This is a genomic window from Vibrio sp. 10N.286.51.C3 (assembly GCF_003050065.1).
Classification (GTDB): Bacteria; Pseudomonadota; Gammaproteobacteria; order Enterobacterales; family Vibrionaceae; genus Vibrio; species Vibrio crassostreae.
Genome location: NZ_PIGC01000019.1, coordinates 91,920 through 106,105, shown reverse-complemented (window position 1 = coordinate 106,105; position 14,186 = coordinate 91,920). Strand labels below are relative to the sequence as shown.

Sequence of the window (14,186 nt, the reverse complement as noted above, 5' to 3'; positions counted from 1 at the left end):
ACCGCCTTCTTCTAACGGTTGCTACGCCAGCTTGCTCAAAGCCTTGTTGGATAAGCTCTGGACTAAGGATGTCAGAGTATTTATCAAAGTGATGGAAGGTATTACATGACCGAAAAGTATTGGCAAGTTGGCTTTCTAAAGACATAAAAAAATCCGATATTAGTTTCCTAATATCGGATTTTGAAGCCTTTTGAGGATCGGTCAAATGATCTCACAAATTTCTTAACTGATCGGCATTACATCTTGATGATGGTCTTTTTTATCAGCCGCCTACAAAATCGTGTGCACGATACACTACAGGCAATAGAGTGAGCTACGACTTCGAAGTGCTACTTCTTCACCGCTGTAACTGTCATAGATGTGGATATCAGGCTCCGCTTTTAGGTATCGAGCAGGGTTCTTTACTTCACGCATCTTGATGTAGTTTTTGTTCGGTGAGACTCGCTCAATTGCTTCTACTCGAAAGTAGGTGTTTGGCTTCGCGAGTATTTCTGCTTCATCTGGTTTGAACGTATACGCGTTAATGGCGCGACCTGCCGACTTGAGTTCAATTTTGAATTGAGCAGCAGAAGCACCTTCATAAACACCGGCTGAAGAAAAGTTCTTGGCGACACTTGGTAGAGTCGATGTCGACAAAAATGCTTTCTCATGCAGAATATCACCCACGTTGAGCTTATCGAGTAGTGCGTTCTTGATGGATGATCCACGATAAACCGTACCTTTGTAGTTAGGAAGTTTATTCATGACATTTCGCATATGAAAGACTCGCGACTTTAATGTGCGACCAAACATTTCAGACAAATATCCTTCTCTATCTGGGTGATTCGAAAGTGTGCATTTGGCGCAAACAGAACCTCTGCTTCTTTGCTGTATTCCGAAAGCCCTGCAATGGTGTGACCCCCTTGATTGATCTTTACTTCAAACAGCACCCGCTTGAGCCTTTGTGGGGAGTTGGGATGCACTACCGAAAAGCGCTTAGTAACTTCTGGGAGAGTAGAGGTTGAAGTAAATGCTGGCTCGACCAACACGTCCCCCTCTTCGAGCTTGTTAAGCAGAGATAGTTTTACCCAAGTCCCTCGATAGGCGGTCCCTTTGTATTTTGGCAGCTTGTTGATAGCCGATTTAACCGTGCGAATGTACTGCCTCGCATCCGCCCCCGCGACACCCCATGTTGAGGTGTCAGTTGCTCTTAGGTAGTCATTAGCGGTCTGATAGCCGGAAATTGAAAAGTCTTCCACAGCTTCCTTTTCATTGGCAGTTATGAAGGAGTAGCGCCAACCATTGGAAGCCTTTGACCAGTCTTTGAAGTCTTCTGCCAGCTGGGTGACCTCTTCCTCTGAACGGTTTGGCTGTTTGATCGCATCAAACGGTTGAGAGAAGGCAGTAAAGCTCAGACAACAGAGCAGTAATAAAAGTCGAGTATTCATAGTGTCCGCCCTTTATTGGTATTGGTAGCTGTTAGGGCTTAAATCACATGGAATGCCGAAAGTGTTCTGATTGATGACGGCATACTTCAGAGCACCAAACATATTGAGTTGTTGTCGAGTGACGGCGTCGTACCATTCTGAGATAGGCGAAATCCAATACAGGTCATCATCAGCCGCAACATCAAGCAGTGCGCTCTTAAGGTATGGGTAGTAAATCATGCAGCTACGGCCCGGTTTATAGGTAAAGTTTTCGTTTGTATTGCTTAACTTATCGAGCTTTTGATTGAGTTCAGACGTTGGGTTAAAGATGGCATCGATAGAGCGCTCAATGCGCGCATCGTAGCTATCAGGGATGATGTCTGAAATCAGGTAGCGCATAAGGTGAGCAGGCAGCATCTCTGAAAACAGAGCGGTGACTTCACCTTCCCCAGAGGCGTAGTGCCCAGTAGAGATATGCTGAGAATGGATGATCGATGTATAGCGCTGGAATTGGCCCACTTGTGAATGTAGCCACTCAACACCGTTGCTGTCGGAGACACTGATCGCTTCAGCAAGACGAGTTTTTACGATCCCTTTCGCGAGTTGCAGCGTGTTGCCTTCCAGATGAGCAAGATCCAGTGAGGATGATTTCAGTGCGGAATAAATTAGTGGTGCATTTTTTTGAAGATCAATGCTACCTGGGTAAGTGAAGCTATAAAATTCGACAGCTCTCTTAGCTTGCCACTCGCTCTCTAGCGCAGCGGTAATCAAGCCACCAAGCTTTTGATAGCGCTTCGAGTGCACATAGGCGCCTTTGCCGGAGTAGTTTGCGTGCCAATTGTTGATGTAATGCAGCGACGCTTGTCGTGAAAGGTTCTCTTTTTGAAGGTAAGACAAGCTCCACCCAGCACATGCGCTACCGCCACCACATTCACCTTCAAGCATTGCGCTTGAGTCCAGTAACCAGTGATAGACCTGTTGTTTGTCGAATTCGGCTTGCTGTTTTAGACGTTGCTGCGCAGAAAAGTCCAACAGCTGTTGTTCCAACCAACGCTCCTCAGCTTCGGCATTCCAGCCATGATCAATTAGGTTACTAAGTGAATCGAAAAGCACGCGTTTTACTGCTTCTTTACTTGGCGAGGAGATCCGAGCAATCACGTTATCTTCAGATGAAATAAATGGGCGAGTTTCTGCCGGTATCCAAGCATATTCGACACAGCCACGAAAATTCGGGTCTCCTCCGAGAATACCAATACGAACGCACTTTCTGTAGCCGCTTTGGAGAATAATCTCTTTGTTGCGTATTTCTTGTGTGGTCGCAGGACGGCCAAGAATACTGCGTGTCATTTCGTCAATGGCATTGCGCTCGGCTTGTCCCTTGAAGAAATTATGCATGGTCTCTACAGAGCCTGAGCGGAATAGTCGTTCAACGGCGATTTCACCTTGTGTGAACATCTCTTTTTGCAACTTACTCTTGAGCAAATTGACATGGTTGTCCGCGGTTTCAATGATCTGGGTTTTGGCTGCAAGTGTGCGTGTATAAAGCTGTTGAACTGCAGCTTGGTCAAGTCCTTCAATTTGACCTGTTCGTAACTCATTCAGTTTGGCAATTGCTTGATCTAGAAGATTCTGCTGACAATGCTGAAGTTTGGCCAGTGCGCGGTTCGCTTGGCGTTTTGAAGGTAATGCTGGTGGTAGGGAATTACTCTCTTCAGCATCATGCTCAGGATAAAGGTCTGCCAGCACTCGAGTTTCCTCGTTACAGCTAGCGGCAATGTCTGATGCAAACAGACGAGAGTCTTTATGGTCGAGAGCCAGTTGGCTAAAGATGGCCTTGCGGAGCTCGTGGTCGACCGCGGTGATCAGCTCTTCCGCCATAATGGTCTGAGCCTTTACCACTTCTTGATAATGTTGTTGGTATTTGAGGGCAAGATCGGTGGCAAAGCCTCGTGCAACGGCGTTCAACATCGCTTGCTGATCTGAGGCGAGTTCTGCCCAATAAATTTTGTCTCTTAAATCTTGCTGGGTGACGAGATCCTCATGAACGTGATAACTGTAATGGTTACCTGCTGCAATTCTATCCCAGCGACTACTCAAAATTTGGCGGTCGATCTCTCTCGCGGGCAGCTTTAAAACGCCAAACCAATCGACGAGTCCCATTACAGTGGCAAATCGATCGTAAGAGGTACGTGATTCATCTTGGAAGCTAGTTGCGACCTCATTTGCCCAAAGTCCAACGGCAACCGCGTCGCCAATCGGTCCCAGAGCTTCTAATGCGCCTTGCGCTAGCCCCGTCGTTGAGCGGCCTAATGTGTCCATCAGTCTTGCCGCTTCTTCAGGTGCTAGCGTAACAGCTGAGGCGGGTCCTGTTTCTAGCAAGGTAGCAGTTTCAGGGAAAACATCACTGGCTTCAGAGAGAGAGGGTTTTAAGTCGACAATGTGCTCTGGTGCCGATGGAAAAAGGTTTTCAGGCGTAATACCTTCACCGAAGGCATCATAGTTTTTCTGTCGGATCTGATGAAAGCTTTCGCTGTCCAAGACGTTATATTCGTCGCCGATGTTACAGACCTGAAAGGCATTAACGTTGGATGAAATCATAGCAGTAATAAGTGCTATTTTTTTTAACTTCATAGGTTTATCCTTATTGTTAGTGAAGTTATATGCTTAATTTAGAAAGCAAAAAGCCTCTCCTTGCCGAGATGGAAAAGAGACAGCTAGAGGTTGTGTAGGGGTACTTCGAGAAATCGTTTACTCAAATCACCCGGGCAGTGAGATGAGGTTTTCGCCTTGGCGTTGTGATTAGGGGAATTGCCTCCCCCTAATCAGTTTCTATTAAATGCTGTTGAGGTTAACGGTTTAGCTTAAAGGTACTGACTGCTTGCGTGAGCTTTTCAGACAGTGCAATAAGTTCCGAAGCTTTCTCTTGGTTTGATGCCGACAAGTTGTGTGTCTCGCGGGCTTTGTCATTGACGTCAACGATACTCTGATTGATTTCGCCTGCGACAAGGGTTTGCTCTTCAGTCGCTGTGGCTATCTGTGTATTCATGTCTTCAATGACGGTGATAGAGCTCGAGATTTCATTGAGTGAAGCCTGTGCTCGTTTCGCATTCTCCATGGTGACATTTGATGCTTCTCGGTTCATCTGCATCATATCCATAGAGCTATTGGCTTCATGCTGCAATGAAGTAATCACCTCTTGAATCTCATTGGTGCTCTGTTGAGTGCGGTTGGCTAGGTTACGAACCTCGTCAGCAACAACCGCGAAACCACGGCCTTGCTCACCAGCTCGTGCAGCTTCAATGGCAGCGTTAAGGGCAAGCAGGTTGGTTTGGTCTGCAATGTCTTTGATCACGTCCAATACGGTGCCAATACTTGAGGTTTTCTCACCTACGGTGTTGATGACGTCGGAAACTTCTTGAATCCCTTGAGAGAGGCTCACAATACTGTGATTTACAGTATCAAACGTTTGATTGCCGGACTGTGCTTCTTGCGCTGCTTGCATCGCCGCTTCTGAAGCTCGATGAGCGTTTTGTGCGACTTCATCTACAGCGACCGACATTTCGTTCATTGCCGTCGAAGTTTGCTCTAGCTGTTCCATTTGCGAGGCAGAACTGGCATTCACGCTGTCGGCTGCGTTGGTTATGCCTTCTGCAAAGGTAAACAGGTCGTTCGATGAGTTACGGATGGTCTCAATTGTGGTGCTCAGCTCATTGACCATATCGTTAACTGCAGCATTGATACCAATCGCTTTGCCCTGTTGTTGTTTGATTGCGGTAAAGTCACCAGAGGCCACTTTAGCTACGGTCGCTTCTATTTCACTTGGCTCTCCACCGAGTGGGCGGTAAACCAAAACTTCAACAACGTAGTACACGCAACCCGCGCAAATAAGCAGTAGCGTCAAAGAGGTGATCAGAGTTTCAGTTAGGTTATCTTTTGAGTCCTGATTAACATTGGTCTCTTTATCCCACGCCCATACACTCCAACCAAGATCGTTGATTTTAGCGCCTGCTGCCAAGAACTCCGTATTCTGATAAACGTACTCGAAGCTCTCTTCTCGCGTGGTGTCTCTGTTCGCAAAAGCTGGGATCTCGTTGAAGATACTTTTCCCTATTAAAGACGGGTTTTGTGCGGCTAAGATAAAGCCATCTTCACGAGTGACGAAGATTTTATTATTTGTGGTGAGTTGCTCGGTGAATCTGGTCAGGTCTTCAACCAGGATGTTTAGAGCAGCAACGCCGACAATCTTGCCTTGTTTGTAGATAGGCGTTGCTAGAGACATTACTTGGTCACCGGTTGACGCCAGGTAAGGACGAGTAATGATTTTGTCCTCGCCACTCATTGCTTTCAAAAACCATTCACGTTGTTTGGTTTTGGCATTAAAGTTTTCGATGATGCCATTGGTTTTTGACGAGTAGGAAGTGCCATCCGCTAGAGAAAAGTAGATGTTAGTAACTTTGGTTGAGCTCATGGCACTATGGAGCGTTGTGATTGCTCGTGATGTGTCGACTTGACCACGCTCATCGAAAGACAGCTCATTGCTCACTACTTTCAAAATATCAAAGTAGCGATTAATTTTCTGTCCGATAGTATCTGCGATAAGTTGAGATTTATATCCCAACTGTTTTTTATAACTTACGGTCGACGAAGTCTCGAAATTCTTCCAGCTTAAAAAGCTTGTCGTCATGATTAACATGACTGTTAGCCCCATAATAGAAAGCATTATTTTTAGTTTAGCACTCATAACTTGTTCCAATATAAGTAGTGTTGATTATTTTTAAGATTTCTTATAATTCAGGCGAATGTCCGAACTTTAAATAATATAACACTTATAAAATTCACGTATAAGCTTGGTTTATTTGTGAATAATATACATCTAATTAATATATGCAATATTTATTAAATGCATTGATTACTTATTTATTTGGTGTATTGAGTGCTTGTTTTTATTGAACCAATATCCCAGAATTAAACTGGTCTTACTTGCTGATTTTATTGCTTATGCCTTGGTGTGTATGGGGTTGCTTGTTGATTATTACCCTTGATTAAAATAAGGTTATGGCATTTGTTTACTTTAAATAAATCATAAAATGAAAGTTTGTTTAATTTTATTTAAACTTTCTTACTGGTCTGAGTTGTTGATTCCCATAATAGAGAGGAGAGAATAGAGTTAATAAAGAAGTATCTAATTAAGGTTTTTCTATTTTAGCTTTTATTTAAGTTAATATGTGGGAGTGGTTTTCACTGATTGAAATAGGCGTAATATATTTGTGGTCATTATTAGGTGAAAAGAATCTCTCTATTTACACTTAAATTAACTCATTTTCGTAAAATAGTATTGGCTCTCAAGTTCCTCAGTCTCCCTAACAAAAAACGCAGCCAGTTCAGCTGCGTTTTTTTTGTTATTTTGGCAGTGAGCCATGTCATTCTTGAGTTTAGCTAGTCAGCCCTAGAGAAGATCAGGGATAAAGTTAGCGACGATAGATACATCGCTGAAGTTGCGATAGCCGCGCACCATGATGCTGAATTCACCCGCAGGTTTGTTCAATACACATTGTTCATTGCTGCTGTTCTGATATGGACGGCAGTCAAAGTTTGCTTTTGATACCACACCATTATATTTGACGTATAAGTCGGCATCGCCACTGCGAGGGCCTGTCATGGTTACGGTTAATTGCCCTGCGTTTTCCGTTGTTAGGGTAAAAAATTGCTCTTCACCGTAACCTGCGGATAGTCCTTCAACAGGGACGTCATATTGAAGTTCTGTTGGACCTGCAACAGGTGAATCCAGACTAGTTTCAACGAGATAAGCAATCGCCAATTTAGCGAACTTCGAGGCATGGGTTGCAGTTGGATCTGAGTTCTCAATCGTATCATGCTGCGTGTGGATGCTAGGGTTGTAATCGTTGAACATGCTCTCGAACGGCATAGCTGCTGGGTAGCCAACGTTGTGCCATGATGCGTGATCGGAACAGGCATAGCCACAACGGTCGAAACTGTAACTGATGTCGCTCGCGTAGGTATCAATCAACTCGCTCAGGTAAGCCGTTAGGTTGCTGTCGGTGTAGTCGGTGATGAAGGTAATATCGTGTGCTGAACCGTTGTAGTTGGTCATGTCTAATTGCAGTACCGATACAACGTTTGCTTGTTCGTCTCTTAATGCATTGGCGACATCTTGTGAGCCACGTAGCCCAACTTCTTCTGCAGCATAACCATAGAACTTAATGGTTTTGTCTGGTTGAATACCACTGGCGATCATCAGGCGAAGCGACTCTGTTACCGTTGCAATACCAGACGCATCATCATCGGCTCCCGGTGAGATGGTGCCTTCGCTTGTCCAAGATCCAACGGTCGAATCAAGGTGTCCACCAACCACGACGATCTCTTCAGGATATTTAGCGCCAAGCAGTGTCACTTCAACGGATTTTTGCGGATATTCGGCATGCGTGATCTGGCGTGCAGACGCATAAGGCACATCTTTAATTTCCGTCTCCCAACGTTCTAAAAGCCAATCTGAAGCAGCGACACCAGTAGAAGTAGTATAAAAACGGTTGGTGAAGTTGGTTAGATTTTCGATGGTCGTGACCATGTTGTTCGGCTCGACCTGAGCGAGTAGGTCGTTCACCGTATCTTGATGGCTGATAACTGGCTTTTCGAAGCTGCTCATGGTCAGTGGCATAGCTGCCGCTTTGAGTGCGCTTGCTTTGTCTTCGTGCACCATGTAGCCACCACAACGGTGGGTTTCTTCGTGCATGTGGCTAGAGAGTTTCGCCAGCTCTTTCTGGTTGATTTTCGCGACGATGGAATGCTTGTTTCCAGTCACGCTTGGGTAAACTGTTGCGCCATGTTGAGTCATTATATGCTGTGCGTCAGCATCGGTGGTAATCCAGACTTCTTCGTTCGCTGGTGGTGTGATACCTAGGGATGCGTAAGTCGAAGTGCTGGTGGTTAAGGCTAAAGAGCCTCCGAGCACAGCCAAAGCTAGCATGCTTTTTTGAATAGCCATTTGTCGTCCTTTTTATAGTGAGTATTGTTGTGTTGATGGGTGTGAATTTTGTTTAGTGCGTGGATGTTTTTGTGTAGATGTTTCATTTGCTGAACAGTTAACCGCGAAAAGGGCCCCTTTCGGAGCCCTGAATTTGCTATTGATTACTGTGTTTTAATGAAACGGTAGTGCTTGGTTTCTGAACAGATATCGCTTGAGGTACACACTTGGTACTCAACATCTACTGTGCCGTTGTGACGGAACTTGTCGACGTATGAGTTAAAGTCTGTAGCACCAACATTCTTGCCATTACGCTTAATCACGAAGTAGTCATTGGTGTCGTAATCCCATGCCAGCTTAACGCGAGCCTTACCGTTCGGGTTTTTGTTACCAAACTTCAGTTTTAGCGGGAAGCCTTGTGCTGAGTCACCTTCAATCGTGATCGACTTGCTTGTCGATGTTGCAACGCCTGCATCGTCAGTCACGGTTAGAGTCACCACGTAGTCGCCAGCTTCAGCGTAGGTATAACGAGTCACTTCACCGGTTTGCGTGTTGCCATCGCCTAGGTTCCATTGGTAAGAAACGATCTGGCCATCGCTGTCCGAACTTGTGCTACGCAGCTCTACTTCTTTGCCGACAATGGTGTGTTCGAAAGAAGAGACTGGCGGTACGTTAGCGTTGCCTGATTCGTACGATGCTTTCAGGTTTGCACCTGCGTAATCTGAGTAACCCAGAATGTTCACCGTGTAGCGACCAGCTGTTGGGTTTTCAATTACACATACTTCATCGGTTACGCTTTCACTCTTACAGATATTCTCTTGAGAGCTTGGCGCATAATCTAGACCGACATACATATCCGGATCACCAGTAGACACAGCAAGATCAATCGTTAGCTTGTCTTGGCCTTCTGGTACTTCGATATCGAAGTAAGTTTTTGAGCCGGTTTCACCAGCAACCGCAGCTTCAACACCGTTTTCAAGGCGTTGATATTCGGGTTCTGGCGGCAGTGGTGGCTCTGCACATGGGGTAACACCCACCAGACCGAACGCAGAAACAACGTCATCGGCATTGTAGCCAAGGTCGTTTGCTGAGTTTTTCACGCCACAAGCACCCTGCCAGAAGTCACTATTTTCCGACCAGTAAATTTGGTTGGATAACACGAAAAGCTCGAATGCTTTTTTGGTATCCCAACCTTGCGTGGTTGCAAGATGGTAGAAGGCTTTGTTAAACACACCAGAGCTGTAGTGAACATTCAAGCCATCGTAGTACTCGGATGCATTATTGATTGAAGAACCATCGCGTGATGGATCGTCCATGTAACGCAGAGCCCCGTCGCCTTTAAATATATTACGGCCGACCATCCAGTCGTTGGTACCTTTCATGTAGTATTCTGCCGCTTCACCTGCCATATCAGAGAAAGCTTCGTTCATACCACCGGATTGGTTTGCGTAAACCAAACCTGAGTTTTGCTCAGTGAAACCGTGGCTCACTTCGTGCGCTGACACATCTAGACTTACAAGTGGGTAGAAGAAGCTTTCACCATCTCCGAATGTCATTGCCTTGCCATCCCAGAATGCGTTCTCGTAGTTGTTACCGTAGTGAACACGCATCATGAGTTTGAAAGAGAGCGGCGCTGTGTCGAACCAGTTCTTATACATATCGAACACGATGTTACCGAAGTAGTGCGCATCGTTGAGTGGAGAGAAGGCTCCGTTCACTTCTTTATGTTCGTTACGAGGACATTCGTAGCTATAAGTGGTGTCGCCGTCTGTCGCGCCATTTAGGTCAACGGTAACGACATTTTCCGATTCCATCACACACTCTGTGCCGTTTTCTACCACATCAAGGTAGTGGTAGTCGGTACCGTACTCGTACATGCCTGTTTTCTCGTTACCACCAGGGCCTGTACCGATCTGTGCGTGAGCAATACCTTCCCAACGGTCGATAACTTCGCCGGTGTGTGCGTCTAGCATGGTGAATGGTCGAGTTGGCTGTTCGCTGCCTTCGACAAGATAAGAGACAACGTAGACTAGGCGTGTTTTATCTACACCTTGTGAGCTAATGCCTTGTTTATCAGCTCCTTGCTTAGATGCGCCCTGATAAATAAACAGCTGATGTTGTACGTTGTCTAAAGATTTGCTGGTTAAGCCCTGAACCTTGAGATCTTTACTCGCAAGCTCAACGGCTTGAGAGCTGTTGATCGATGGTTTAACAAACGATCGCTCTAGGGTCGTCGTTTTAAGGTAGTTGCCTTGAACAGACTTAAGTGCGCCACCTTGGACACTTTGGGTTGCATTTAGGTAGTGCCCCCATACTGGCGTTCCCCAGATGTTTTGCTGGATCTTAACTTTGTAGATGCCACGCTTTTTCAGGTTCACTTCTTTAACCATCTTGAAGCTAGAAGCATTGCTAACACCTAACTGGGTGTTCAACCCAGAAAAGTTAGTAAAGTTGATCGGTTGATCAATCTGAACCGATTCATTTGCATGCACTGATAAAGACATAGCACTGGCTATAGCAACGGCAACTAAACGCTTTCTTATTTTCATTGTTATTTTCTCTTTCCATGTAAAGTCCAAGAAAACTTAACAAAATTCTCACAGCGAATTTACATCATTCGATCCGATTAATTAGTAGCATGGCAATGATCTCTTTTATTCATGAAACTTATATTTTTCGTATTTACAGATAGTTATCGTTTCTGTTTATTTTTGAACGCACCCATATGTTTTATTTATAAAATTGTGACACTTTTATTAAGTGTTAATTTCTGCTGGAAATTAAGCTTTTCGAGTAAATTGATCTGTGCCTCAGTTAAGGTGTTCCGAGCTGATAGAAGGATCAACGATTTGAAGGTGTCATTTTAGCCTGAAGGTTATTAAGCGATTTAAGGGCAGTTTTGATAAGAATTTGAAGATTTTTAGGCTTATTTTTCGAATTGTTAGTTACAAGAGGGAAGGGGGATTGGGCACTTCTTTGGCACAGAGCACAAAATCTGCTGGATGAAAAAAGCCAGCGACGGGTCACTGGCTTAGATTAACTTAGTTTGTACAGGCTACTGATTAAAGGTACGTAACGAAGACACTTAACTATGGTTTGTAACTAAAGCTAATTACTGCTTTTTACCGCCAACTTGAACGTAGTCGATACCGATAATACGGTTGATGATACCCAGAACAGAGCTCGTATCAGAGTTTGTTGAGCGAATCGTATCAACAGTTGCACCTTCAGGCACTAATTCCATTGCGCGGTCTTGAGTATTACCTGGAACTTGGAAACCGACAATGTTAAAGCTCTCAGCGTGCGCTGTGTAAACTTCATCGTTGTGGCTAATACCTGAACAACCTGCAAGAGAGACAATACCCAAAATAACTAATAACTTTTTCATGAACACACCTTAAGAATGATTGGAGTTTAGGTTCAATAGGTTCATGGGAGACAGTATCTCCCGACCGATGTTGAACATTATTCCAGAGGTGTTTCGTAGTTACTGTATGGGTTTGTCAGTCGAACCATTACATAGCTGAATGGTTATGGTGAATACCGCACCCTTTAAGGTTTGGCTTTGACCTACCTCCACGGTTGCGTTGTGTTGAGCGCAGATCTTCTCGACGATAGACAATCCTAAACCATGGCCACTCTTGGCTTTGTTACGTGCTTTATCGCCTACGTAAAACGGTTCAAACAAACGAGCCTGATGCTCTTGAGTCACACCATCACCATCATCATGTACTGCAATCTGCAGTTGTTCTTGATACGTGCTGGCTTCAATTAACACTTGAGATCGTGCGAATTTCATGGCGTTGCGTACGAGGTTATCTAGGGCGCGGTTCAGCAGTATCTCATCCGCAAGAATCTCGTATGGTTGCTCTGGCAGTGATAGGTTGATGTTGAGCTCTGTATCTTTGTTCCAACGCGTCATTGCGTGGCCAAGAAAGTCATGTATCTCGACAGGTTGCTGCAAATTTTCGAGGTCGCAGCTATCCAGCTTGGCGTAACACAATAGCTCGTCGACCATCTTCTCCATCTCTTCCGTATCTTCCACAATGCTTTCTACAGCCTCTTGCTGAGATTCGTTGAGCGGTGTGTCTTTAAGCATTTCAGCTTGCCATTGGATCCGGAATATCGGCGTGCGCAGTTCATGAGCGACCGCATTGGTGAGTGAACGATTGCTCTCAATTAACCGGTGAATGCGGTCGGCCATTAGGTTGAAAGACTTATTGAGTGAGCCGATTGCAATGCCGCTTGAGGTCTCGGCTCGCGAGGAGAGATCCCCTTCAGCAAAGGCTAGCGTCGCCGATTCAAGCTTCTTAACTCGGCGGAAGATGATAAATAGGTGGCATACGCCATACAGGATAAAGCTTGCTAAAAAGAACAACCAAATGAGGTCATCTTCCAATTCTATTTTTTGCCTAACGAACGCTTCACTGTTGGGTAGGTAATGATAGGTATTGTCACTGCTTGCTAAGCGAAACCAAAGATCACGCTCATCATCGTGGAAGATAAAGGTATTTGGGTTGGTCGAGAAGAACTCTGAAACAGGGCTTGGTATTTCATCTTTTGGATTGAACGTAATCAGTTTATTTCGAGTGGTTTCGACAAACTGGTTCATTGCTTGGTGAGCCGCTTCAAGCCCCTGATTTTTTGCGATGTTCTCTATGAGTTGCTGGTGGGCTGTGGCTTCATAATCTTGCAGAACATATTCGTAGTCAGTATTGAGCTGATAGACACAGATTTCGTAAGCGACAATACCGCTCATGAAGCAAACTAACAGCCCTATTAAGGACTCCAAAAAGATACGTCGCATAATCGTTCTCTTTCATTACGCTCGTAGTGAGCGAAGTTAATGCCAGGCGGTTGAAACAAACAAGTAGCCCTTACCGCGAATGGTCTGAATTTTCTCTGCTGGTGTGTGGTCGTCGCCCAAAATCTTCCTTAGACGTACAACCTTGTTGTCAATCGTCCGGTCTATTCCGTCGTACTCAATCCCGCGCAATGTTTGCGTCAAGTAGTCACGAGATAACGGCGTATCTGGGTTGCTTGCCAATAACCAAAGTAGGTCAAACTCACTGTCAGTGAGTGATAAAACCGCACCTGAAAGCTCACACTTCTTATAAGTGTTTTTCAGAACGAGTTGATCAAACTGAAGAGTGTCTGAGTCATCGACTGAAGCGGTACTGGTGTCTTGGCGGCGTAACAGCGAACGAACCCTTGCCAGCAGAACTCTTGGTTTGATTGGCTTGGTGACATAGTCATCAGCCCCTGTCTCTAAGCCTGCGACGTGGTCGAAATCATCATCGCTGGCGGTGAGCATTAAAATCTTACCTTTAAAGAGGGTGCGCGTCTGTCGGCATATTGTCAGTCCATCGGTTACAGGGAGCATTAAATCCAACAACACGATATCAGGCTGTTCGGCAAGAATGGTTTGCACGGCGTTACTGCCATCATCTAGTGTGGAGACTTCAAAGTCCTGCGTAACAAAGTAATCCTTTAGCATTCGCTGAAGTTTCAAATCGTCTTCTACGATGATCATTTTAGGTTTTGTCATTCCATTCTCAGCCTTATCGTGCGTTTCATTTATCGAGATTACGTGAGGGAGTCTTTTTGAGTAGCTAGTAATTGTGGTACACCCAATTTACAGGCCTTACGTAAAATACCTAATGCGAATGATTAAACACTTTATAAGTTAGTTCAATGATGAATTGGCATTTATAGGAAAATAAAAAACATTGTTCAAATAGGTTCGACATTCTCATACATTCTCACGACAGATAAATTCAGCGCTAAATAATAGAATT

The 14,186-nt window shown here is 44.9% G+C and carries 8 protein-coding genes and 1 pseudogene; all 9 read right to left on the bottom strand.

Annotation, left to right across the window (positions count from 1 at the left end):
* Nucleotides 1-294: 294 nt before the first annotated feature.
* A pseudogene (locus CWO27_RS18890) lies at nt 295-810 on the bottom strand (ADP-ribosyltransferase); the annotation flags it as partial.
* Nucleotides 774-1,427, bottom strand: a complete 654-nt coding sequence (locus tag CWO27_RS18885) for an ADP-ribosyltransferase (protein WP_258185209.1) — start codon at nt 1,425-1,427, stop codon at nt 774-776. The pseudogene CWO27_RS18890 and the gene CWO27_RS18885, both read right to left, overlap by 37 nt.
* A gap of 12 nt (nt 1,428-1,439) precedes the next feature.
* On the bottom strand, nt 1,440-4,037 hold the full coding sequence (locus CWO27_RS18880) for a hypothetical protein (protein WP_107899378.1): 2,598 nt from the start codon (nt 4,035-4,037) through the stop codon (nt 1,440-1,442).
* A 217-nt stretch (nt 4,038-4,254) separates the two neighbouring features.
* The gene (locus CWO27_RS18875; RefSeq protein WP_102433006.1) at nt 4,255-6,147 is read right to left on the bottom strand and encodes a methyl-accepting chemotaxis protein; all 1,893 of its coding nucleotides are present in this window, start codon (nt 6,145-6,147) and stop codon (nt 4,255-4,257) included.
* Between the two features lie 705 nt (nt 6,148-6,852).
* Nucleotides 6,853-8,409 carry a M28 family metallopeptidase gene (locus CWO27_RS18870; protein WP_107899377.1) on the bottom strand — a complete coding sequence of 519 codons (1,557 nt, stop codon included), beginning with the start codon at nt 8,407-8,409 and terminating at the stop codon, nt 6,853-6,855.
* 143 nt (nt 8,410-8,552) lie between these two features.
* Nucleotides 8,553-10,937 carry a M4 family metallopeptidase gene (locus tag CWO27_RS18865; RefSeq protein ID WP_107899376.1) on the bottom strand — a complete coding sequence of 795 codons (2,385 nt, stop codon included), beginning with the start codon at nt 10,935-10,937 and terminating at the stop codon, nt 8,553-8,555.
* A gap of 563 nt (nt 10,938-11,500) precedes the next feature.
* Nucleotides 11,501-11,776 carry a hypothetical protein gene (locus tag CWO27_RS18860; RefSeq protein ID WP_048664464.1) on the bottom strand — a complete coding sequence of 92 codons (276 nt, stop codon included), beginning with the start codon at nt 11,774-11,776 and terminating at the stop codon, nt 11,501-11,503.
* A gap of 99 nt (nt 11,777-11,875) precedes the next feature.
* Nucleotides 11,876-13,195 carry a sensor histidine kinase gene (locus CWO27_RS18855; protein WP_107899375.1) on the bottom strand — a complete coding sequence of 440 codons (1,320 nt, stop codon included), beginning with the start codon at nt 13,193-13,195 and terminating at the stop codon, nt 11,876-11,878.
* 36 nt (nt 13,196-13,231) lie between these two features.
* Nucleotides 13,232-13,936: a response regulator gene (locus CWO27_RS18850; protein WP_107899374.1), complete on the bottom strand. Its 705-nt coding sequence runs from the start codon at nt 13,934-13,936 to the stop codon at nt 13,232-13,234.
* Nucleotides 13,937-14,186 lie beyond the last annotated feature (250 nt).

Bases quoted from the DNA above. Each gene is read 5' to 3' on its own strand.
- CWO27_RS18875 (WP_102433006.1), bottom strand. From the start codon at position 6,147: ATGAGTGCTAAACTAAAAATAATGCTTTCTATTATGGGGCTAACAGTC.
- CWO27_RS18865 (WP_107899376.1), bottom strand. From the start codon at position 10,937: ATGAAAATAAGAAAGCGTTTAGTTGCCGTTGCTATAGCCAGTGCTATG.
- CWO27_RS18880 (WP_107899378.1), bottom strand. From the start codon at position 4,037: ATGAAGTTAAAAAAAATAGCACTTATTACTGCTATGATTTCATCCAAC.
- CWO27_RS18855 (WP_107899375.1), bottom strand. From the start codon at position 13,195: ATGCGACGTATCTTTTTGGAGTCCTTAATAGGGCTGTTAGTTTGCTTC.
- CWO27_RS18850 (WP_107899374.1), bottom strand. From the start codon at position 13,936: ATGACAAAACCTAAAATGATCATCGTAGAAGACGATTTGAAACTTCAG.
- CWO27_RS18885 (WP_258185209.1), bottom strand. From the start codon at position 1,427: ATGAATACTCGACTTTTATTACTGCTCTGTTGTCTGAGCTTTACTGCC.
- CWO27_RS18860 (WP_048664464.1), bottom strand. From the start codon at position 11,776: ATGAAAAAGTTATTAGTTATTTTGGGTATTGTCTCTCTTGCAGGTTGT.
- CWO27_RS18870 (WP_107899377.1), bottom strand. From the start codon at position 8,409: ATGGCTATTCAAAAAAGCATGCTAGCTTTGGCTGTGCTCGGAGGCTCT.